General features: G+C 32.8%; 24 protein-coding genes and 1 pseudogene. 10 read left to right on the forward strand and 15 right to left on the reverse strand.

Features of this window, described 5'->3' with window-relative positions:
• Nucleotides 1-414: 414 nt before the first annotated feature.
• Both HNR32_RS09565 and HNR32_RS09570 read left to right on the forward strand, forming a co-directional pair.
• Nucleotides 415-1848 (forward strand): DASS family sodium-coupled anion symporter, encoded by a 1434-nt coding sequence (locus HNR32_RS09565; RefSeq protein WP_183862058.1) that lies wholly within the window; start codon nt 415-417, stop codon nt 1846-1848.
• Between the two features lie 161 nt (nt 1849-2009).
• The gene (locus HNR32_RS09570; RefSeq protein WP_183862060.1) at nt 2010-3398 is read left to right on the forward strand and encodes an aspartate ammonia-lyase; all 1389 of its coding nucleotides are present in this window, start codon (nt 2010-2012) and stop codon (nt 3396-3398) included.
• A gap of 122 nt (nt 3399-3520) precedes the next feature.
• Here HNR32_RS09570 and HNR32_RS09575 read toward each other — a convergent pair whose 3' ends face one another.
• Nucleotides 3521-3664: a YvrJ family protein gene (locus HNR32_RS09575; RefSeq protein WP_183862062.1), complete on the reverse strand. Its 144-nt coding sequence runs from the start codon at nt 3662-3664 to the stop codon at nt 3521-3523.
• Nucleotides 3665-3822: 158 nt separating this feature from the next.
• Here HNR32_RS09575 and HNR32_RS09580 point away from each other — a divergent pair, with 158 nt between their 5' ends.
• From HNR32_RS09580 to HNR32_RS14490, 3 genes are all read left to right on the forward strand, one after another.
• The gene (locus HNR32_RS09580) at nt 3823-4335 is read left to right on the forward strand and encodes a sigma-70 family RNA polymerase sigma factor (RefSeq protein ID WP_183862064.1); all 513 of its coding nucleotides are present in this window, start codon (nt 3823-3825) and stop codon (nt 4333-4335) included.
• Nucleotides 4336-4564: 229 nt separating this feature from the next.
• A complete protein-coding gene (locus tag HNR32_RS14485) occupies nt 4565-4684 on the forward strand; it encodes a putative holin-like toxin (RefSeq protein WP_221300597.1) in 120 nt (39 codons plus the stop codon).
• A 526-nt stretch (nt 4685-5210) separates the two neighbouring features.
• Nucleotides 5211-5330: a putative holin-like toxin gene (locus tag HNR32_RS14490; RefSeq protein ID WP_221300599.1), complete on the forward strand. Its 120-nt coding sequence runs from the start codon at nt 5211-5213 to the stop codon at nt 5328-5330.
• A 249-nt stretch (nt 5331-5579) separates the two neighbouring features.
• On the opposite strand, the gene HNR32_RS09585 is transcribed toward HNR32_RS14490, so the two are convergent.
• Together HNR32_RS09585 and HNR32_RS09590 are read right to left on the reverse strand one after the other, a co-directional pair.
• Nucleotides 5580-5798, reverse strand: coding sequence for a DUF2922 domain-containing protein (locus HNR32_RS09585; RefSeq protein WP_183862066.1), 219 nt, complete (start codon nt 5796-5798; stop codon nt 5580-5582).
• 31 nt (nt 5799-5829) lie between these two features.
• Nucleotides 5830-6054 carry a DUF1659 domain-containing protein gene (locus tag HNR32_RS09590; RefSeq protein WP_183862068.1) on the reverse strand — a complete coding sequence of 75 codons (225 nt, stop codon included), beginning with the start codon at nt 6052-6054 and terminating at the stop codon, nt 5830-5832.
• A gap of 466 nt (nt 6055-6520) precedes the next feature.
• Between HNR32_RS09590 and HNR32_RS14495 the strand changes: the two genes are divergently transcribed.
• The 5 genes from HNR32_RS14495 to HNR32_RS09595 all read left to right on the forward strand — a co-directional run bounded on the left by HNR32_RS14495 (nt 6521) and on the right by HNR32_RS09595 (nt 9527).
• Nucleotides 6521-6640, forward strand: coding sequence for a putative holin-like toxin (locus HNR32_RS14495; RefSeq protein ID WP_221300599.1), 120 nt, complete (start codon nt 6521-6523; stop codon nt 6638-6640).
• A gap of 325 nt (nt 6641-6965) precedes the next feature.
• Nucleotides 6966-7049, forward strand: coding sequence for a putative holin-like toxin (locus tag HNR32_RS14500; protein WP_221300601.1), 84 nt, complete (start codon nt 6966-6968; stop codon nt 7047-7049).
• A gap of 638 nt (nt 7050-7687) precedes the next feature.
• Nucleotides 7688-7813: a putative holin-like toxin gene (locus HNR32_RS14505; protein ID WP_221300600.1), complete on the forward strand. Its 126-nt coding sequence runs from the start codon at nt 7688-7690 to the stop codon at nt 7811-7813.
• Between the two features lie 612 nt (nt 7814-8425).
• Nucleotides 8426-8482 (forward strand): hypothetical protein, encoded by a 57-nt coding sequence (locus tag HNR32_RS14510; protein WP_375782636.1) that lies wholly within the window; start codon nt 8426-8428, stop codon nt 8480-8482.
• A gap of 478 nt (nt 8483-8960) precedes the next feature.
• Entirely contained in the window at nt 8961-9527 is a 567-nt protein-coding gene (locus HNR32_RS09595) for an N-acetylmuramoyl-L-alanine amidase family protein (RefSeq protein WP_183862070.1), read from the forward strand.
• 974 nt (nt 9528-10501) lie between these two features.
• Here HNR32_RS09595 and HNR32_RS09600 read toward each other — a convergent pair.
• From HNR32_RS09600 to HNR32_RS09655, 12 genes and pseudogenes are all read right to left on the reverse strand, one after another.
• The gene (locus tag HNR32_RS09600; protein WP_183862072.1) at nt 10502-11161 is read right to left on the reverse strand and encodes a hypothetical protein; all 660 of its coding nucleotides are present in this window, start codon (nt 11159-11161) and stop codon (nt 10502-10504) included.
• A 327-nt stretch (nt 11162-11488) separates the two neighbouring features.
• On the reverse strand, nt 11489-11956 hold the full coding sequence (locus HNR32_RS09605; protein WP_183862074.1) for a hypothetical protein: 468 nt from the start codon (nt 11954-11956) through the stop codon (nt 11489-11491).
• Between the two features lie 231 nt (nt 11957-12187).
• On the reverse strand, nt 12188-13162 hold the full coding sequence (locus tag HNR32_RS09610) for a glycosyltransferase family 2 protein (RefSeq protein ID WP_183862076.1): 975 nt from the start codon (nt 13160-13162) through the stop codon (nt 12188-12190).
• A 36-nt stretch (nt 13163-13198) separates the two neighbouring features.
• Nucleotides 13199-13597, reverse strand: a complete 399-nt coding sequence (locus HNR32_RS09615; protein WP_183862078.1) for a GtrA family protein — start codon at nt 13595-13597, stop codon at nt 13199-13201.
• A gap of 63 nt (nt 13598-13660) precedes the next feature.
• A complete protein-coding gene (locus HNR32_RS09620; RefSeq protein WP_183862081.1) occupies nt 13661-15388 on the reverse strand; it encodes a hypothetical protein in 1728 nt (575 codons plus the stop codon).
• A gap of 42 nt (nt 15389-15430) precedes the next feature.
• Nucleotides 15431-16324, reverse strand: a pseudogene (locus HNR32_RS09625) (glycosyltransferase family 2 protein); the annotation flags it as partial.
• 109 nt (nt 16325-16433) lie between these two features.
• Nucleotides 16434-17372: a glycosyltransferase gene (locus HNR32_RS09630; RefSeq protein WP_183862083.1), complete on the reverse strand. Its 939-nt coding sequence runs from the start codon at nt 17370-17372 to the stop codon at nt 16434-16436.
• Between the two features lie 2 nt (nt 17373-17374).
• A complete protein-coding gene (locus HNR32_RS09635) occupies nt 17375-18514 on the reverse strand; it encodes an FAD-dependent oxidoreductase (protein ID WP_183862085.1) in 1140 nt (379 codons plus the stop codon).
• Between the two features lie 11 nt (nt 18515-18525).
• Nucleotides 18526-19317, reverse strand: a complete 792-nt coding sequence (locus tag HNR32_RS09640) for a glycosyltransferase family 2 protein (protein WP_183862087.1) — start codon at nt 19315-19317, stop codon at nt 18526-18528.
• Between the two features lie 15 nt (nt 19318-19332).
• Nucleotides 19333-20127: a sugar phosphate isomerase/epimerase family protein gene (locus HNR32_RS09645; RefSeq protein ID WP_183862089.1), complete on the reverse strand. Its 795-nt coding sequence runs from the start codon at nt 20125-20127 to the stop codon at nt 19333-19335.
• Nucleotides 20124-21041, reverse strand: coding sequence for a sugar nucleotide-binding protein (locus HNR32_RS09650; protein WP_183862091.1), 918 nt, complete (start codon nt 21039-21041; stop codon nt 20124-20126). Before HNR32_RS09650 ends, HNR32_RS09645 begins: the two co-directional genes overlap by 4 nt.
• 51 nt (nt 21042-21092) lie before the next feature.
• Nucleotides 21093-23837, reverse strand: coding sequence for a hypothetical protein (locus HNR32_RS09655; RefSeq protein ID WP_183862093.1), 2745 nt, complete (start codon nt 23835-23837; stop codon nt 21093-21095).
• Nucleotides 23838-23980 lie beyond the last annotated feature (143 nt).

Here is a 23980-nt window from a genome sequence, read left to right on the forward strand (position 1 = left end):
ACACCTCAAAATCAATCATATTAAAATTATATATAACTTCTTCGCATTGTGCTAGTTGAATTTTAGTTGCATGAAAGGCTCCCCTGTATGCTATAGTTCTTTGCGCTTTAGCGCTTAGAAATATAGTACACAGTGTGTGTGGAGCTGGCAGCAAAGCTGCCTGAGGGGTTAACCCTTCCGACCTTAACTAGCGCAACACGAAAATCCTATATGATTCTATCATATTTTCTATTTATTTTAAAATAAATCGTTGTAATTAAAATAAATTATTAAAATTATCAAAAAAATTTGTAGATTATTGTCGGATTTTATAGTCGCCATAATATATATAATATATAAATTAAATCATAGATTTTATTAATGCATAAAAATAGCTATTTTTACATATAAAAATCTTAAAGGAGGATTTTCCCCATGGCTCATAGTGAATCATCTACTGGCAAAAATCTATTTTTGCGCGGTCTTATCTGTATCGTTATTGGGTTAATAATATGGTTTAGTCCTATTCCTGCAGGAGTAAATGTGACAGCCTGGCATCTTTTAGCCATCTTTGCCGCTACTATTGCCGGCTTTATCTTACAGCCGCTGCCAATTGGTGCTACTGCGGTAATTGCCTGCACAGCTTTAGTACTTTTCCATGTTTTAAAACCCGGTGAAGCCCTGGCTGGTTTTAGTAATACTACCATCTGGCTGATTGTTTCTGCCTTTATGTTTGCTGAAGGTTTTATAAAAACAGGACTCGGCAAACGCATTGCTTATAAATTACTCAGCCGCTTTGGCAGCAGTACTTTGCGTGTCGCCTATGTAATGAGCGCTGCTGATTTCATTATTGCGCCCTTTACACCATCGAATACAGCACGCGGTGGTGGCATAATATTTCCTATAGTGCGCAGTATTTGTTCAGCAATTGGCTCCGAACCAGGACAGGAACAAAATAAACGCACAGGTGCATTCTTAATATTCAGTGCTTACTGTGCTGTTATAACCTCTGCCTGTATTTTTCTTACAGGTGCCTCCAACAACGCACTTGCCGCTTCACTAAGCCAGACATTATTCCATGTAACAATCAGTTGGACTGACTGGTTTCTAGCCTGTATTGTTCCAGGCATAATTTTAAGTATTTTCACACCTTGGTTATTATATAAGTTAATAAACCCAGAATTAAAAGCTACTCCTAAAACACGTCAGCTGGCCATTGATAACTTAAAAGAAATGGGACCCATGTCTACTGCCGAAAAAATTCTCTGTGTTATTTTTATTGCAGCACTGTTATTATGGGCTACCAGCTGTATTCATGGCATTAATTCAGCTTTTATAGCACTACTGGGACTAAGTGCTATGCTTGTGACCCGCATTCTTACTTGGGATGATGTCCTTAACCAAAAAGGTGCCTGGGATGTGCTTATGTGGATGGGTGTATTGGTAAATATGGCTGCCTATTTAGCTAAATTAGGGTTGATGAAGGCACTTGCCGTACATATCAGTAGCAATATGTGCAATATTTCCTGGCTGATGATGCTTATCATTCTATCAATTATTTATGTCTATCTTCACTATGCTTTGGCGAGCAATAGTGCCCATATTATGGCATTATTCGGTGCTTTTTCCACAATATTAATTGCTGCTGGTGCGACTGCTCTTGGTGTACTTATTATCTTTGGTGTTCTTGCTAATAGCTGCTCATTCCTCACCCATTACGGCTGTGGTGTAACACCGATATTCTTTGGTGCCGGCTATATGCCGCAGGGACAATGGTGGAAAATAGGCTTTATTGTTTCTACCCTGCATATAATTGTCTGGCTGGCTATTGGCCTGCCATGGATGAATTTGATAGGCTTTTTTAAATAGTTTTAATTAATATATAAAATACTAAAAAGTTTTTATTGCTATTTTTAAAATTATGCTATACAATACAAGTGTAAAATGTATTTTGTATACAACATACAAAATATCTTATTGAATATTACAAAATTTTATCATAGTGATAAACATAAGAAAGGTGAACTAAGATGAGAAAAGAACATGATTTTTTAGGTGAATTAGAGGTACCCGATAACGTTTATTACGGCGTTCAAACTCTTCGCGCTATAGAAAATTTTCATATCACCGGACAAACAATAGATCATGATTTTGTTCAATCAATGGCTAAAGTAAAAAAAGCTGCTGCCATAGCGAATATTGCTACCGGCAGACTAAATAAAAAAACCGGTAATGCCCTTATTGCTGCTGCCGATGAAATAATTGCCGGCAAAATGCTCGACCAATTCCCTGTTGACCCTATCCAAGGCGGTGCTGGAACTTCTATCAATATGAATGTCAATGAAGTAATCGTAAATCGTGCTTTAGAAATAATTGGTGAACAAAAAGGCCGCTATGACATCATTTCCCCTAACAACGATGCTAATATGGCTCAATCAACCAACGACAGTTTCCCTACCGGCATAAAAGTATGTATTTCCCATAAAAGCAAAAAACTTATCAAAGCATTGAATTATCTTGCCGATGAATTAGATAAAAAAGCTGAAGAATACAAAGATATCCTAAAAATGGGTCGTACTCATCTGCAAGACGCTGTGCCAATCTCACTAGGTCAGGAAATGGGCTCCTATGCTTCTGCTGTACGCCGTGGTATCAAACGCATCGAAAATTCCGTAAGCTCCGTTCATACCATAAATATGGGTGCAACTGCTGTCGGCACCGGTCTTAACGCTGAACCGGAATATATAAAAATGGTTGCCAAAACCTTATCCGAAGTAACTGGTGAAAACTTTACCACTGCTGATAATCTTATTGATACTACCAATAATACTGATGGTTTTGCCGATGTATCATCAGCTATGAAAGTAACAGCACTTGTTCTTATAAAAATGGCCAATGATTTCCGTCTTATGGCTTCCGGCCCACGCTGCGGCCTTAATGAACTAAAACTGCCAGCTCGTCAGCCTGGCTCATCCATAATGCCTGGTAAAGTAAATCCGGTTATTGCCGAAGTACTTGACCAAACCTGCTATCAGGTCATCGCTAACGACCTTGCTATCAGCCTTGGCGTAGAAAACGGTCAGTTTGAGCTAAATGTTATGGAACCAATAATGGCCTTTAACTTATTTAACTCCATGAACTATCTGACCAATGCCGTAAATACATTTGTCGATAAACTTCTTATTGACTTGCAGCCAAATATCAAACAATGCACCACCTGGCTCGATAACAGTGTCGGCATTATCACCGCTCTTTTGCCGCATATCGGCTACGAAAACTCCGCTATGCTGGCTAAAGAAGCATATGCTACCGGCAAACCGGTCCGTGAAATTGTACTAAAAAAAGGACTACTGCCAGAAGAAAAACTTAACCATATTCTTTCTCCTGAACAAATGACTCACCCTGGTATTGCCCAATAATAGCGCCCATAACGAAACAATTAAACAAAATTTAGTTTCGCTATAATAATATATCCCAAAAAAGCCTGTGCTATCGTCTTAGTGATAAATATTTATCATCAAGACATCAGCACAGGCTTTTTTCATGAATGTTTTTCTATGATGCGTGTCAGTTCCTTAATACTACTGTCTAATGCCGCAATTTTACTTTCGATTCGAACAAGTAAAAATGCCGTTACCAGTATAGGGAAATAGCCATTGGCAACATAATTCATCCAATCGTTCATTATTTTCACCTCCCTACTATATACATGCCTTAAATAATAGTTTTTACTATTTTAAGTTTTCTTAATTATATTATTGTTTTTGATATATATTTTCTAAACATATATTATAAAACAAGCGCTAATACAAGAGAAACCGGTTTCTCACCACAGGTGAGAATATGTATAAAACAAATAACTTTGAAAAACTTTTCCATGATTATCAGGGCTTACTATGCAAAGCCGCCCGACAGCATCATTTACAGACGATTTATGAAGAAGCCTATGCCCATGCAGTTTTAAGCTTTTACGAAGCTGTACAAAACTATGATACGTCACTGCACGTACCCTTTGCCGGCTATGCCAAAGCTAAAGTTTATGGTGATCTACGTACATTATTCAAAAAATATCGTCGCAATTGGCAGCGAGAAATTTCTGCTGATAACGATGACAATCTAAAAAATCAGCTGCTTACCATCGCTGACAAATCCATCTTTGAAGATAATATCGTAAGCAAGCTATCACTGCAAAATGCTGTTAATCAATTACCTCCACGCCAACAAAAAATAATAAAATACACTATCATTAATGGCTGTACACAAGCACAGACCGCTAAAATATTAGGTATTTCCCAACAAGCTGTTGCCGCTAATAAAAAACAAGCCCTAAACTACCTAAAACAGTTTCTGTCATAACAAAAAGCCGCCTCTCTCGATAGAAGGCTTCCCCGCCAGTCCCCCTACAGACGAGCCACAACCATGAATATAAATATATACTGGTTTTAAGCCTTCCCTTCAGGGAAGGTGGCATTGCGTAGCAATGACGGAAGGGTTTTCCCAACTCTTATCCCAATAAAAAAAACCGTCTATCACTCTCGATAGACGGTACTAATTCCCTATGTTATAATATTTTTACGGATAGTTGATGTTTCGGTTTTTCCTCTTCGGAGGAGGTGGTACTTTGGATACATTTCAAGTTTTATCTTTAATGATAAGCTTCGGTATTCTTATAGTTGCCATTATTTCATGCACTAAAATGAAATAAACCGACTCATGTGACAAGCCGGTTTTCATTCAAACTCAAACATATTCTAGGAAAACCGAGCTCTCACACATCAGCTATCCTTTTATTATTTTTATAATAACATATATTTTTTCCCATTGCAATAATACTATCTGGTAAAAATAATGGTTTTAAAGCCGTCCCTTCAGGGAAGGTGGCTCAGCGCAGCTGAGTCGGAAGGGTTATACTTTTACCTTGTTCTAATAATAACCCCTCAGACGGCTTCGCCGCCAGCTCCCCTGCATGGGAGCCATAGGGCCATCACTATATATCACTTTTTCAATAAAATATATCAAGTTTATTTTACCTGTGGTTTTAAAGCCGTCCCTAGCACTGTGTGTACTGTATTTCTAAAGTGCTAAAGCACTAAGAACTACAGCATAGGGAAGGTGGCATTGCGTAGCAATGACGGAAGGGTTTTCCCAACTCTTATCCCAATAAAAAACCGCCTCTCTCTCTCGATAGACGGTGCTAATTCTCTATGTTATAATATTTTCATGTATAGTTGATGTTTCGGTTCTTCCTCTCCAGAGGAGGTGGTACTTTGGATACATTTCAAGTTTTATCTTTAATGATAAGCTTCGGTATTCTTATAGTTGCCATTATTTCATGTAATAAAATGAAATAAACCGACTCAATTTGCAAGCCGGTTTTCTTTCAAACATGATAAATTCGAGGAAAACCGAGCGAGCAAGCATCAGCTATCCTTTTATTATTTTTATAATAACATATATTTTTTCCCATTGCAATAATACTATCTGGTAAAAATAATGGTTTTAAAGCCGTCCCTTCAGGGAAGGTGGCTCAGCGCAGCTGAGTCGGAAGGGTTAACAAAACAGGTGCTGCATTATTTTCGCAGCACCTGTTTTCTATCCCGTTATGCTAATTCCACATTTTCCGTTGTCCGTACATAAGCTTCCGCAATTGTTGAAGCCGCCACACCATTTTTACTAACAATATTATTGGTAATCATGCTGTTCATTGCCGCTTCAACTTCAGCCTTAGTAATACCATCTTTAGGATTACTTAAGCTATAGGTCAATTTTTTACCGTCCTCTAAAGCAAATACCATCTGAAGTTTCTTAGTTGCCGCCATTTTCTCACCTCCTCTGCTGCCTTATTTTTACTTACGCTTCACTTAAAGTACATACATCCTGACGCATAACAGCGCCGACAGGATATTCCTGCAGTGCGCCTAATGCATTACCAGCACTTAAAAGACTGTCATCAGTTGCTGCCGCATTAATTGAAGCAAAATTACGCTGACTGAACTTTGGTTCCCCACTAGCAGTAAGTCCGGTCTGTACCTTAACAATAAGCTTTGTGCTTTGCTCTGTTTTTGTTGCTGCCATCTTTCATTCCCCCTTTCACTTCTATACATGCCACTAGCCTAAAAAAATACAATCATTAAATAAAACTTCTCTTAAATATTTTTAGTTTTAAAGCCGTCCCTCTAGGGAAGGTGGCATTGCGTAGCAATGACGGAAGGATTATACTTTTACCTTGTTCTAATAATAACCCCTCAGACGGCTTCGCCGCCAGCTCCCCTGTATGGGAGCCATAGGGCCATCACTATATATCAATTTTTCAATAAAAATATATTAAGTTTATTTTACCTGTGGTTTTAAAGCCGTCCCTAGCACTGTGTGTACTGTATTTCTAAAGTGCTAAAGCACTAAGAACTACAGCATAGGGAAGGTGGTATTGCGTAGCAATGACGGAAGAGTTTCCCTACTTCTCGCTCCAATAAAAAAACCGCCTATCACTCTCGATAGACGGTGCTAATTCTCTATGTTATAATATTTCCATGGATAGTTGATGTTTCGGTTTTTCCTCTCCAGAGGAGGTGGTACTTTGGATACATTTCAAGTTTTATCTTTAATGATAAGCTTCGGTATTCTTATAGTTGCCATTATTTCATGTAATAAAATGAAATAAACCGACTCATGTGTGTAAGCCGGCTTTTTCCAAACTAATCAGTATATGAGGAAAGCCGAGCAACCACGCATCAACTATCCTTTTATTATTTTCATAATAACATATATTTTTTACTATTGCAATAATACTATCTGGTAAAAATAATGGTTTTAAAGCCGTCCCTTCAGGGAAAGTGGCATTGCGCTAGCAATGACGGAAAGGTTTTCCTACTTCTCTCTCCAATAAAAAAACCGCCTATCACTCTCGATAGACGGTACTAATTCTCTATGTTATAATTATTTTGTGGATAGTTGATTTGGCTTTTCCTCCTTAGGGAGGTGGCACAATGAGTACATTCCAAGTTTTATCTTTAATGATAAGCTTCGGTATACTTATCGTTGCTATTATTTCTTGTACTAAAATGAAATAAAGCCAGACCTTTTGCTAAGATCCAGCTTTTCTTTCACACTATTAAAATTCACTCGAGGAAAGCTGAGCCTCTGCAAAGGCATAAATCAACTATCCTTTTATTGTTTTTATAATAACATATATTTTTTACTATTGCAATAATACTATCTTATAAACCGTATCTCAAGCCGTCCCTTGCACTGTGTGTACTATATTTCTGCTTTGCTTACTACATTTCTAAGCACTGAAGTGCAAAGAACTGTAGCATAAGCGCTAAAGCGCAAAGAACTATAGCAAGGGAAAGTGGCATTGCAAAGCAATAGCGGAAGGATTATCTTTTACCTGGTTCTAATCGGCTTCGCCGCCAGCTCCCCTGTATGGGAGCCATAGGGCCATCACTATATATCAATTTTTCAATAAAATACATTAAGTTTATTTTACCTGTGATTTTAAAGCCGTCCCTTGCACTGTGTGTACTATATTTCTGCTCTGCCTACTACATTTCTAAGCACTGAAGCGCAAAGAACTATAGCAAGGGAAGGTGGCATTGCGTAGCAATGACGGAAGGGTTTTCCCAACTCTTATCCCAATAAAAAACCGCCTCTCTCTCTCGATAGACGGTGCTAATTCTCTATGTTATAATATTTTCATGGATAGTTGATGTTTCGGTTCTTCCTCTTCGGAGGGAGGTGGTACTACTTGACTACTTTTCAAACCTTGTCTTTAATGATAAGCTTTGCCAGTCTAATAGTACTTGTTATTTCTTGTTGTAATACTAAGAAATAAAGCCGCGACTCTGTGATTAGCCCGGCTTCTTTCAAAACAAACGTTATGTGAGGAAAGCCGAGCAACCACGCATCAACTATCCTTTTATTGTTTTTATAATAACATATATTTTTTACTATTGCAATAATTACCACCATCACTAATGACAAACTATATTATTTATTGTATTATTATGGTCTCAAAGCCTTCCCTTTAGGGAAGGTGGCTCAGCGTAGCTGAGTCGGAAGGGTTATTCTTTTACCTGGTTAATAATAACCCCTCAGACGGCTTCGCCGCCAGCTCCCCTGCATGGGAGCCATAGGGCCATCACTATATATCACTTTTTCAATAAAATATATCAAGTTTATTTTACCTGTGGTTTTAAAGCCGTCCCTAGCACTGTGTGTACTGTATTTCTAAAGTGCTAAAGCACTAAGAACTACAGCATAGGGAGGGTGGCATTATACAGCAATGAAGGAAGGGTTTTCACAACTCTTTTCTCCAATAAAAACCGCCTATCGCTTATGATAGAGGGTTTTATTTCTCTATGTTATAATTATTTTGTGGATAGTTGATTCGGCTTTTCCTCCTTAGGGAGGTGGCACAATGAGTACATTCCAAGTTTTATCTTTAATGATAAGCTTCGGTATACTTATCGTTGCTATTATTTCTTGTACTAAAATGAAATAAAGCCAGACCTTTAATAAGACCCAGCTTTTCTTTCATACCTTTAAATTTACTCGAGGAAAGCTGTGCCTTAGCAGAGGCATAAATCAACTATCCTTTTATTGTTTTTATAATAACATATATTTTTTCCCATTGCAACAATACTATCTGGTAAAAATAGTGCTTTTAAAGCCTTCCCTTCAGGGAAGGTGACTCAGCATAGCTGAGTCGGAAGGGTTATACTTTTACCTTGTTCTAATAATAACCCCTCAGACGGCTTCGCCGCCAGCTCCCCTGCATGGGAGCCATAGTATCATCAATATGTATCAATTTTTCAATAAAATATATTAAGTTTATTTTACCTGTGGTTTTAAAGCCGTCCCTCTAGGGAAGGTGGCATTGCGCCAGCAATGACGGAAGGGTTAAAAACTTAATATATAATAGTAAAATCACCTCCTAACAACATGTATATATATGAAAACATATTTAGGAGGTATTATTTATGAAAATATTTATCAATCCCGGTCATATGCCCAATGTCGACAGCGGTGCTGTAAATGAACATCTTATACTGCGAGAATGTGACATAGCTTTATCCATTGGTAATTTACTGGCTCACAAGTTAAAAATCACTGGTCATAAAGTTAAGCTGCTCCAAAGCAATAACCTTTGCGGCGAATCACCCGATTATCCTAATATCTGTGCTATAGCCAATAACTGGCAAGCCGATATTTTTATCTCACTGCATTGCAACGCCTTTAATACTAAAGCCCGCGGCACTGAAACGCTCTGCTATAATAAAAATAGCAACGCTGGTGCCCTAGCACAACTTATCCAGCTGCAGCTTATCAATTCCCTGCAAAATTTTGATGCAGCCCTGCCTGACCGTGGTATTAAACAGCGACCTGACCTTGCCGTACTGCGCTGTACCACAATGCCCGCAATTTTAATAGAAATGGCCTTTATTGATAATGATAACGATGCTTTATTGCTTATTAATAAACAAGATACTATTGCTGCTGCAATCTCTCGCGGTATTACCGATTATGACGCTCAGTTGCACTGCTAAACTTATAAAGCTCACATATTCTATCCCGATAGTCTAAAATGGTCTTTTCGCCTTATAAATATTTTGGTAGGCATTGGCCTAGACAAAAATTTACTGGAATGATACGTATGGATTTATGTTGTCTGAGCGTAGCGAGTTTGAAATCCGTATCAGAACAGGACATTTTGGTCAAAAATATTTATGATAGCGAAATATTTCTTTTTGATACTTTTTCTTTGTGCCAAAGAAAAAGTATATATCACTGTATCCTTATCGTTGCTATTATTTCTTGTACTAAAATGAAATAAAGCCAGACCTTTGGTTAAGACCCAGCTTTTCTTTCAACTTGTTTAAATCTACCTGAGGAAAGCTGTGCCTTGCCAGAGGCATAAATCAACTGTCCTTTTATTGTTTTTATAATAGCATATATTTTTTACTATTGCAATAATGACAAACTATATTATGTTGTTTATTGTAGTACTAATAGTAGAAAATGGTCTCAAAGCCGTCCCTCTAGAGAAGGTGGCTCAGCACAGCTGAGTCGGAAGGGTTATTCTTTTACCTGGTTAATAATAACCCCTCAGACGGCTTCGCCGCCAGCTCCCCTATATGGGAGCCATTAAACCATGAACATATATCAATTTTTCAATAAAATATATTAAGTTTATTTTACCTATGGTTTTAAAGCCATCCCTAGCACTGTGTGTACTATATTTCTGCTCTGCCTACTACATTTCTAAGCACTGAAGTGCAAAGAACTGTAGCATAAGCGCTAAAGCACAAAAAACTATAGCAAGGGAAGGTGGCTCAGCGCAGCTGAGTCGGAAGGGTTAAAAAAAAGCAAAAGCCAAATTATTAACGGCTTTTGCTTTTTTTATGCATTTTTACCTGAGAAAGAACTTATCACTATATTCAATTCTATTATCCATAGGGGTTAGATAACAGTTTAGGCATATATGATAATTTAATGTATAACAAATCCTATATTCAGTTTTTTATTTAGCTTTATGCTGTATAGGCCCCATATCCTCTCTTACAGCTGAATCGTCAACTCCAAGTGACTGAGCGACATCATGCCAGCTATTATTTATTTTCTTCATATTTATTACTTCATTGACCTCTTTTGAAGACAGTTTAGCAAGCTCTGCTGCCATCATAATATCGCGGTCATGGTAACCTTGTTTAAATAGAACACCTATAGCATTTTTATTAGCACCAGTTTTTTGAGCAATAACATTAGCAGCTAATTCATCACGTGTCTGGCGTACTTGTTCAAAAGTTACTCCAGTTTTTTCCATAACTTCTTTCCATGAATTATCACCAGTTTTATAACTCATCACCTTATCAAGTGAAGTATTACCAGCTTTAGCTACAAGTGCTGCAGCTACTACATCATCGGGGCGAGTGCCATCTTTGCAGTATTTATCCATATCTGTTTTGCTGATGCCCAGCTGTTGTTCAATCCCTGGGAAAAACATTCTTGGCCCACCTTGATGATGGCCATGATGACCTTGATGCATTTCCTGCTGCGTTGGCGGTGTCATTGCCTCATTGGCATTAGCTACCTCACTTAAAACCGGAAATGCTGCTCCGACTGTCATCACTGCGCCTAGTGCAAGTGCGGCACATTTTTTTCTTGATAAATTATTAAACATATTAAATTCCTCCCTATATGATTTACTTACTCGTTTGTTGTTTCGGTATGTTTATATAATATAAAAAGAATTTGACAAAACTAAGGCAAAAATGTCATTTATTTATGACATTTTCCTCTTTATAAACAAAAATCTGCTGCACGTAACCATACCGCACAGCAGATTTTAATATCAAGTTATTTTCTTTTGCATCTATAAGCCTTCCATTTAGGGAAGGTGGCACTGCAAAGCAGTGACGGAAGGGTTTATTCCCTTCTATTCATTTTATCAGTCTATATCTATATAAAATTTATATTATTATCTTATTTATAATACATTTATCAACTTTCAAATCCCTTTTTGCAGCCTTGCCCACAACATATCATCCAATTTTTTCATAAGAAGTGAATGTATAATCATTGCATCACGCAAATGCTTCCTCACCGTTCTAATCTGCCACAAAATTATATATTCCCTGCCATCATTCATAATCAAAATTGTTTCGTCCTTATTTTCCCGTATATCCTTAATATAATTAAAATTAAAATATCCCACTGTGGCATCACCATTAATTTTAGCTTCCCTTATCTTTAGTGGTACTAATACCAGTTCATAGCTAATCCCTAGCGGCATCCATATCTTTTGTCCGGTCAGCTGGCTCGCCCATGTCCGTAATAAATGAATATCCTTACAACAGCGACTGCATAAATTGTGTAACATCGCCCGCTGCCCCATTGAATAAAAAACATCCTTATTCATACTGTCCACAACAACTGTTCCATCGCCCAAATCGCTATACTGTGGTAAAAGAGCCATAATACTTCTGTCCTGTACAATATCCATATTGTCGCCAACTTTCCTAAAATTTTAATATTATTCTTTTGTAATATATAAAAAATGTAACTTATGAATAAAGTATAGCACTATGATTCAGCTTTGTAAATATATTATGTGGAATATTTAGAATATTTTATATAAATATTCCACATAATATAATTTTTAACTTATTTTATTTTCTATAAAAAACAGCTGATAGAAATTAATCTATCAACTATTTTTTATCATTGTATAATCAATAATCTTTTTTCCGTCCATCTCTTTAGCAAAATAAAGCGGCCGCCCCTTACTTTCCGTAAAAATTCTGCCAATATATTCTCCCATTATTCCCATACAGAAAAGCTGCACTCCGCCAATAAATAAAATAGCCGAAATAAGTGACGGATAGCCCGGAACTGTATGACCTATCCCCAAAATGGTCTTTATAACTATCACACACATATAGATAACCGCTGCCAATGCCGTAAATAATCCCATAATAGTAGCCAGTCTTAACGGAACTATCGTGAAACTTGTTATGCCATCTATTGCCAAATTAAATAGTTTAAAATAATTCCACTTCGTTTCACCGGCAAAGCGGGCATCTCTATCATATAAAATTTCTTTTTTATTAAAGCCTATCCAGCTGCATAAGCCTTTATTATAACGTTCAAACTCACGCATAGACTTTAAAGCTTCAATACATTGACGACTAAGCAGCCGGAAATCGCCAACATCCGTCTGAATAGAAATCCGGGTCACACTCTGCAAAATACGATAATACATATGCGATGACCATTTCTTAAAGAATGTTTCACCCGCCCGTGATTTTCGCTTAGCCGCAATATCATCATACCCTTGCTGCCAATATTCAATCATCTTTTCAATAAGCTCAGGTGGATCCTGCAAATCTGCATCGATTAATATCATGGCATCCGCATCTATATAGTCAATTCCGGCAATCACTGCAATTTCCTTGCCATAATTGCGTGATAAATCAAGATAGTGTACTCTCTTATCTTTTTTATTTAAATCTTTCATTATTTCCAATGTTCTATCACTACTGCCATCATTTACAAAGAATATTGAAAAATCACCGCTTTTTATATCACTTATTACACTACTCACACGACCATAAAATTCTTTAAGTACAGCCTCTTCATTATAACAGGGAACTAAAATTGTTATCTTTTTTTTATCTGCCACCTATACCCTCCTAAAAACATTATATAAATAATTTTTTTAATTTTTTAGTGCTCTTTTCTTCATAATATAGTTCCACATTGTAACAATCGCAGTAGATACTAATTTTGCTATCATATAATAAATCCCCACTACACTAACGAAGAAATACATACAAACCTGATTCAAACCTAATCCTGCTATACTAGAACCTAAAAATAAAACTTTTGCCTTCTTCCCAATTTTTCCTGTATTTTTAAATACGTATCTAACACATAAATAATAGTTTACAATAACAGCTGCCGTAAACGATATTCCCGATGAAATAAGATAATTTATATTAAATATTTCTGTCAATACATATAGTCCTGCATAGTCTATTATAAAAGTAAATCCACCAACTAATAAGAAACTTAATATTTCACGATAAATATTAATAAATTTCTTTGAGTACAGCATAATACAATTTTTTATCATATTTATCGTAGCCTTTTCCTATATTTTTCATATAATTAAATCCTATCAATTTATCTTATAGATAGCATATTTTTTATCATTGTAAACTTCACTCATATATATATTGGGGACAATATTATTTGATTTACTTACTAAAAGATAATCTATTTTCAAGTTTTTTAAATGTATGCTTAATTTTTCATATTCTTTTGCATTTAATAAATCATCAACATCTGCATACCTGTATTTGCCAAACCAATCCCCATATACTTTTCCCTTGCCGTAATAGTTAATATACTCCAAATGCATTGCATAAGTTTTTCCTGGCAGTTTTGAAGCATAATCAACCGCATTATACGCAGGAAATTTTTCTTGTAAAAATTTTCCCCGATCTGTACATACCATACGATATTTTACAATATTATCCTTCCAAATAATTTTCTTATCGAAAGAATAATCATATACAAAACTTATTACTACAATTATATAATTGCACAAAATAAGGCTGGCAATAACTTTATAAATTTTTTCCTTTTTTCTAAATTTATCAATAAAAACTATATATCCATTTGTCGCCATAAGTACCAAAAATGGAACTATCGGCATCAAATATCTTGTATATTGTGCTGAATTATACCACATTATAAAATATGCTGTTATAATTCCAATATATAATTTAAACCATTTTTGTTTTCTTGCCAAAAGACAATATAATCCTAACCCTAAAAAAATTACAACAGAAATGCCCCCCTCTGCATGTAAAATTCCTTTAAAAAGATCTGAGATTGTATCGTATTTTTTCATTAAATCACCGAACTGTAGCAAATAATCCTGCTCTGTCCAAACTGGTTTAGTTTGAAAAATCTTTGTCATAAATGGCCATAATGGATTATTTAAAACTAAATATGTTCTTATATACCAAATACTACCAATAACGATTGCTGGTAATGCATATTTTATTGTTGCTTTCCATTGGCGCAGCAATAATAAAATAATGCCTATTTCTATTGCACAAAAACCAGCTGTATATTTAACACCAATTGCAATTCCCATAAATATTCCCGACAAATATATTGGTATATTTTTTTTATCTACAAAATTATTTTTCAATACTAAAAATGCTGCAAAGAAAAATAATGCTAATATATTATCAATATACGCTGTTCCTGAAAAATTAATCAAAACCTTTACTATAAATAACAGGCCTACTGATATAATTGACTTCCAATAGCTTTGATAAACAAATTCCTTCCCAATTGCTAATGCTAATAAAAATAAAATATACGCTGATAATACATTCACCGATGTATCACCAAATACCATTCCTAATGATAAAAAAACCTCACCAAAAAATGGATAAGTTGGATATCTTATGCTTGTAGAAAAATCAATATTGGCATTCTGCACCAGCTGATTAATAATAGGCAAATGATACATTGTTGCATCGAAATCATTTGGTGGATACACAGTATATATCATCACTTTAAATAACAACACTAAAATAATTGTCATCAATATAGTACTTTTTTTGTCACGCGCCTGTGTAAGAAAATATATCCCCGGCACTACTGCTAAACACATAATATATACAAAATATTTGCTATAAACACCAGTTAAATAAAATGCTGTAAATAAAATTATTGCTAATGAACAGCCTAGCACAGACGCGTAAAAAATTTTATCTGCCATATATTTCAGTCGGATAGAAAATGCTTTAAAAACAAGCATGCCTATACCAAAAAATGTTAAAACAAATACAAGCAATAAAATATATTGATAAAAAATATTATACAAAATCCGACCTCACTTATTTATACTATAAAACTTTGAATATCATCATTTAAGCATCATTTTAATAATATTCATCTGCAATTCAAAATTTTTCCTACTATTATTTGCTATTGTATCCAATATCAATCCACATACACTTGATAAAAAACCTGTCAGCATAAGAATAACACTAACAATTAAGGTAGGAACTCTAGGAACCAATCCTGTTTCTAAATATTCTATAAAAACAGGAGCAAACAATATCATCGCAAAAATCATAGCTATAAACGCAGCTACACCAAAAAATTTTAAAGGCTTATAATTTCGGTATAAATTAAAAATAGTAAATAAAACTTTTATACCATCACTATATGTATTAAGTTTGCTTTCACTACCTGATGGTCTATCTCTATATTGAACCGGTATACTTTCTATTAATAAATTCTTATCCAGCGCGTGTATAGTCATTTCTGTTTCAACTTCAAAACCTTGTGAAAGAATTGGAAAACTTTTAACAAATATAGGACTAAAGGTACGATATCCTGTCATAACATCAACTATTGTTTGTTTAGTATGCCAAAACATATTAATGCATTTTCGAACCATAAGATTGCCGATATTATGAAACGGACGTTTATTTTCTTCAAAATATGTCGATGATAATCTATCACCTATTACCATATCTGCTTTCCCCTGCAATACTAAATCACACATTGTCCGAGCATTCTCTGCCGGATAGGTGTTATCTCCATCAATCATCAAGTAACAATCCGCATTTATATCCCTAAACATTGATCGAATAACATTTCCTTTTCCTTGCCGATATTCATACCTGACAATAGCTCCCATCTGTCTGGCAATTAAATCTGTTCCATCGGAAGAATTATTATCATATACATAAATATCTGCTTCAGGTAAAACATCTTTATAGTCTTTTATCACCTTAGCAATTGTCTGACTTTCATTGTAGCAATTGTCTGACTTTCATTGTAGCAGGGAATTAAAATCGCAATTTTATTCATATTTTACCTTCCATAAAATCTTAAGTCCAAAATATTGTAATATTTTCTCAATGTGTTAATTTTTCTATAGATTCTATAGTAGATGTTTTTTTCTTAAATACTAAACCAACAAGTAAATCTAAATATTTTATTATAATTGCTGACACAGCAAATATTCCTGTAAAGCCAACAGCCATAAATATCATCATACTAGTCCATCCTGAAACAGGTTTTTCTGCAATAAAAATAAAAGCTGTATATGCAGCAATGATGATGCTTATTGCCATCATTACCAGCGTAAGAATGAAAGCTGTTTTGTAACCGATATCAGTAAACAAAATTAAAGCATCAACAGCCATCTTATAACGATAATGCTTTTCCTGACTATCTTTTTCAATAGTTTGACTTTTAGTTTTATAATATAAAGTATCCTGTTTCAATCCACAATTGGCATAAAGTGCTTTTCTATAAGGAATCGTCTTGCTCATAGAAAAAATACGATTTATTGCCCGCCTAGACAAAATACGGAAACATTCTGTTTTTAATTCATATTGATTATTAGAAAATTTATTGTACAGCTTATAAAATAATTGTGAACCTTTACTTTTAGCTTCTGCTGGTGAAACACTAACTATATCATAGCCGGTAAGCGAACGTCTGTAAGTATCCATTATATATTTATCATCATAATCAATACTAACTTTATCAAATTCAAAAACAAAATCGCCAATAGCTAATTGTACACCAGCATTCATCGCTAACTCATTACCATGGTAGTAACTCATATGTATTATTTGCACCGTACAGGATTTTATTTTCTGAACAGCTTCTTTTATAATGGCTACACTAATATCATTTGATGCATCATCAACTAATATAATTTCATATTTATTAAAATTATTACTTAAAATTTCATTTATATTTTCAATAAATTTTGCTATATCATTTTCATCATTATGAATATATGCCACTACCGATAAAAAATTTTTTTCTTTATTTATATCCATTATTATAATACCTCGTCTAAATCATATACAGTATTTATTTTCCCTGATAAAATACTTATCAATACTGGGTTATCAGATAATTTCTTTATTACGGTTGGACGTGAATCATCAATTTCCGATGCCTGAAGTATTGGTTTCATTGAAAAAAGAGACTCTTTATACTTAAATTCATAGTCTTTTTTTAAATATTTTCTAGCCATCTGTGACATATAAGGCCAAGCTGATTGCGGCTTAGCTGGACAATCATTACAATTCCCCAGCTGACCAGGACTGCAATAATTTTCAGCTTTTTTTTGACATTCAAATTGCGGCAAACTATCGTAACTTGTTACATGCGGTGTAAAAGTAACCGCTGTTAAAGAATGATAACCTGTTTTACCAAATGGCATAATTGAAAAGAACGGTCCATCCATAACTGTAATACCAACATTCTTAAAATTTTCACTTATTTCACATAAAATAATTTCACACAATTCGTATTTTATCTTAAAAGGCTCATAATTTTTGCTATTTTCATCCCCATCCTTTACCAAAGAAAGTATTTGATTACTTGAGGCATAAGTAGCATTAACAAGAAAATCTGTAGTATATATTGTCCCATCTTGTAAATACACATCAAAATGGCTAATTTTTTGTACAATTTTTTGTATCCGTATACCATATTCAATAGTAACATTAGGGTGTTTTTTCAGCCTATCAAGAAAGTATTGTTTTAATATCTGAGCGTCATATGTATATTCTTTTGTTACAAATGCCCCATCACACATACCATTATTAAAATATTTATCAACACTAACCTCATCACAATAAATATTTGAATTACAACAAAATTTTTTAAACTGTCCGGCATCTGTCCATGAGAATGCTGCCGAAGTAGCGTAGATCTGTTCAAACCGAGTATGAACACAGAAACCATAATCTTCGTTAAACCTATCAAAATAATGCGCTGATTTTGTTGCCGTAGAAATCGAACGCGGATAATGATATCCCATATGTACTCGTGCCTGATTTATATATGTTGCACGCATAAAAGGAGCTTTGTCATACTCAAGAACTAAAACTTTTTCACCCTTTTGTGCGCAAAAATCAGCTGCATAAAGGCCATATAATCCTGCCCCAATAATAATTTTATCATAACTCATCTAAAAACTCCTTATGGATTATATCTTCTAAACAAATTTTTCACTAAAATTTTAAATAAATTTATATTTCCTTTAAAAGGACTTATTTTTGTTGGTGTCTTACCAGTTTTCGGATATACCCGTAGTACTGGTACCTCACAAGCCTTTAACCCCAGCTGTGATGCCCTTACTGATAAATAAGCTAATAATTCATATGTCTGAAAAATATCCCGAAATGGCAAAACACGTTCATCTAATAAATACTTCTGTGAATGTGCCCGATATGCATTTGTAGTGTCTGTAAACCACTGACCAGCCGTAAGTGAAATAATAGGAGCATGTAGTAATCGTACAGCAATATACCTTGATAAAGGAGTATTTTCTGCTCTACCGCCAGCTATAAAACGCGATCCCTGAACAAAATCGTATCCATCTTCTAGTTTATTTATAAACAATGGCACTGCTTCAATATTGTCCTTATCATTACCATCAATAGTTATAATCCCTTCATATCCCCGCTCTAATGCCCACCACATTCCCATACGTAGCTGAGCAGCCTGCTTTCCTACATCATTTTTTTTTAGTAGTGTATTTACATTATACTTTTTTAAATATTTTTCTGACAAAGAATTATCTGTCGAACCACCATCACAAATGATTATATCAATTTTTTTATCAATTTCAGCCGCTTGTGCTTTTTTCAATTCCCTATGTATTTTTTCACCTTCATTTATAACAGGAATACATAAACAATATTTCGTTTTTTTAGGCTGGTATTCCATGGATTCAAATTTAGGAACGCCCCTTATATTTTCATATTTCAAAAAAAGCCCTCACTTTTAATTATTTAAGCCAAATATAGATTTAATATATATTAATACTGATTTTATTATTTCTATATCGGATTTTTTCATTTCAACTGATATATATTTATTATATTTTTTTTCAAATAATAATTGTGATAGTTCAGTATGAATTTCTCTCTTTTGTACTATATTAAGATATGGTTCACTAACATGAATATGATTTACTAAATCAATATTATCAAATATTACCTGTAAATTTTCTTTATTTTCAATAATAGTTCCTAAATCAACATTAACGCCTATCCCATCACTATTAACATCACGACATAACTTAAAAGCTTCTGCTGTAGTATTTATAAAATTAGTACCATATATAGCTGGATTAGCCTCAATGGCAACACAAGTATGTTTTCTTTCAGCATACTGTCCCAATTCAGCAAAAAACTGTACTGCTTGTTCATATTGCGATGCATCTTGCATTATCCGATTTTTAGGACTGCCAAAAACAATATTTTTACAATTTGCTACCTTAGCAAACTCAATGGCCTTCTTGGTATACTCAATAAGCATTTGTCTTTCAGATATGCTTCCAAATAAATGTTCTGTTCTTCCATACCAAATAGACTGCATAGAACATATTTCTATGCCATATTTTTCTTTTATTTGTCCACTAAATTTTTCTACTTCTGTTAGACACTCATATGGTTTTTCTGGAAAAATACGTGTTGGTGCTATTTCCAGTCCAGAAAAACCATTATTTTGCATAAATATATATATTTCATTGTCGAACTCCGAACTCCAAGCTATATTTGATATTGATAATTTCATAATTTATACGCCTCGATAAAGTTCTTTATATCATCCAGTACCGTCTTTTTTTTATAAATATATCCATCCTTACCACCAAACAGCTCGCTGTATTTTGTTCGATAATCATAAACTACAGGTTCTTCAAGGAACTCATTTAAAAAGTTTTTCCCATAAACATATCGATATATTTCGCTAGCTTTCACTGGCTCAACTGCTAAATGTAAAATTTTTAATTTATTTTTCAAAGCAATATTGATATCTTTCCACAAATATTTAAGATTATAAAACTGATATGTAGATCTACTATCAGTAAAATTTAATGCACTAAAACCTATTCGTAAAAATTCCTCTTTTAGAGTGCCTTTATCAATATATCCCATAAATTTATAAAAACCATTCTTTTGTAATTCATAACTTTTCTTTACAATCTGCGATTTAGCTGCCAATTCCTGATATTTTTCTTTATTAAGCATTGATGGAACTATGTTTATCATATCGAAAATAAAATTTTTTTTAATATTTTCTCCATATAAAGCCGGTAACCTAACAATTAAGTAATCATTAATATTATTTTGCACCCACTGTTCTAAATAATATCTATTTTTCCCATATGGACACAAATTAACTGTATCTATTTCATTCATTTCATCCACATTAACTGGATTTTTAAATACATCAATAGTTGAAATTAAAATCATTTTTTGAGGATTTATTTGTTTTATGTTTTCAATAGCATTTTTTATAACTAATAAATCTGCATTTTCATCATTATTAGCTAAAAATTTAGTTGCTGGCACACCAGCATATACTAAAATGTTTGGTTTTGTATTATAAGCATTTACTATATTCTTAGAATTGTACACATTATCAAACTTAAAACTGGCATTTATATTAGATCCAACAAACCCTGTATATCCTACTAAAATATTCATTTATGTTTCCATTCCCTTTCTTAATTTTTATAGTCCTCTATACTTTTAATTTTATTCATTAACTAAATAGAATTCTTCTACTTGGGCCATATTTCCAACATTTGTTTTTATAACTGATTTTTCTTTATCATACCATAAAATATCACTACTACATCTTATTTTGTAAAAATGATTGCCTGTTACTAATCGAAAATTATACTTAATTTTCTCTTTAGCATTTTTCTTTTCTATTGTTAAATCACAATTTCCTTCTATTTTAGAATCAACCCGTAAAATCATGTACTTTCCTTTATTTTCATCAATTGAATTATCATTTAAGATATAAATATTTGATGCTATTTTATGCTTCTCAAAATCATATATTATTTTACTGTTTTGACTATTTTTCCTATCATAATTACACCATATAAATGGTATAAATCCTAACTCATGATTATAATATTCGGCTTTATTATAATCATAAGTGTTAACAAGTCTCACATGTTTTTCATTCATAATATGGTTTATTCTAGTATTAAATTCATCTTTTTTACACCAAATAATCATATCGTCAATAATACACAAAGGACGATAATTTTTACATATGTATTCTGTTATTAGATAGTATCTATCTGTATTTAACACACTATCCAAATAAAAAAAGCATGAATATCTTCTATCTTCCTGCTTAACAATATATGGCATTAATACAAATGGTATATCTTTATTTTTTATTTCTTTTAAAAAGTTTTCCTGCCCTTTTTCACCATTAACTAGTGCCGGACTTTGATTAATATAAACTGGATTTTTTCTATTCAAAAAAGCATATAAAAAGGTTTGATTAGTAAAATCTAAATACGTTTCATTATCTGATAGATTATTGTCAAAAAATCCCTTTAAATCTTTTATCAAAATTTTATCTTTTTCAATCGGCTTAAACACATATGTAATTTTACTATTGTTTAATATTTTTATCTGATTGTTTACCATTTTTAAACAATCAAATGCATATGGTTGAATATTAATTTGCATAAAATAGCTTATTAGAGTAAATATTACAGCCAAAAATATAGCTTTATATTTTTTCTGACTATCAATACATAGCAAGCTAAAAAGTAAAACAGCTAAACCATACCCTATAATACTATGCTCCATCAAATTATGTCTAACTATAGATCTTGGAACATTCAAAATGTATGCTATATATATATATATTATTATCCAAATCTCATAAACTGACTTCTTTGTATATTTTATTTTGTTAAAAAGTAATCCCATTATAATTATAGGTAAAATAAAATATACACATAAAACATGTATTTTATCACCTAACACTCCATACGCCCAATTTTGATTAGATGTTATTAATGGCATAATATTTGAATATAATATTCCTATATTCAAATTTAAATGAATACTAATTAAATATAAAATAAGCATCATTAGAAAAAAAACACTTAATTGACATAAAATAAATATTTTTAATCTAGAATAATATTTATTTATTATTAAATATAAAACTGCACATACTATAAATGCTATTCCAAATGATGCTCCAATATCCAATTTATATATAAAACTACACCAAAATAATAATGCATAAATAACATCTGCCATATAAATTTTTTTTGATTTTATCCAATAAGCAAAATATAGAATTAATCCTAATCCTAAAAAATAAGTATGTGTATAAATCCTTAGTGCAGGTAATAAAAATATAAGTATATATGTCTCTCTTTCTGTAATAAATCTTCTCAATACAAAAAACAAAAACATAAATATAAGTATACTATTTATATAACTATATGGTATAAATAAGGCTCCTATTGCATCGTTAGTTACTAGATAATATAGTATTCCCCACAATGAACTGCTAAGCATATGTGCATCAAAATTCCCTAAAATTGGTATAACATTATTATTGATAAAATCATATATTGCAATACCATGATTTGCCCCTTCAAAAAAATCTATATTATGTACTGCACCTAATATTCTCATATGACTTTGAGATAAAAATCCAATTGTTGCATAAACAAAAATGTTTCCATTTTTGTTTTTTATATTATTAAAATTTTTCCATCTATATATGCATAATAAAAATCCTAAAATATATGTCATAATCAATAATATATTTGCACTAAAAAATATATTATTGATTCGTAAAGCATATATAACTTCAATTTCAATTAAAATTATAATTGAAACGATTGTCAATGGAAAAATTATATATAAAATCTTTTTATTATTTTGGGAATTAACACCATACAAATAAGCAATTATCGCAAACAATATTATATAACAAACAATATAAAAACTTTTATAGCCATATGCGTTAAAAAATTCATTATAAATAATCATGAATAAATAATTACATGCCGTACCAGCTATTAACCATGCAATATATATTTTAGAATATAATTCCTTATCCTTACATTTATATCCAATACAATATGATGCTAATAATCCTAATAACAACAATATTGTCATCCCCAACATGTCCATTGAATACTTTACATTAAAATATAAATTATTTAATAACAATAAGGAGACAAAAATAAAAAATCCCATCGATGATATTTTAATTCTATTTATATTTATGTTCACATTAATTTTACCTTTAAAAAAATTAAACAGACCTAATTTATTTATACAATAAATTAATATTGGACATAATATTAATAAAAATACATAATACCACTTAATTACGCTACTAATGTCAACATTGCATTTTGATGCTAAACTTAACACACCATTAGAAAATTCTGTAATGTTATATTTAAAACTATAAATATTATGTGCTATTTTTCCCATCATGAAAATTATAGTTGCCAAAATAAATCCCATAAATATTTTAAACATAAGTGACCTGATATACTAAAGTTGTAACACTCGGTGATAGTTTGGTAAAATCAATCTATCGGAGGATGTTACACATGACAAAACATTATGAGCCTGAG

It is taken from the genome of Pectinatus brassicae, from assembly GCF_014201835.1.
GTDB classification, from domain to species: domain Bacteria; phylum Bacillota; class Negativicutes; order Selenomonadales; family Selenomonadaceae; genus Pectinatus; species Pectinatus brassicae.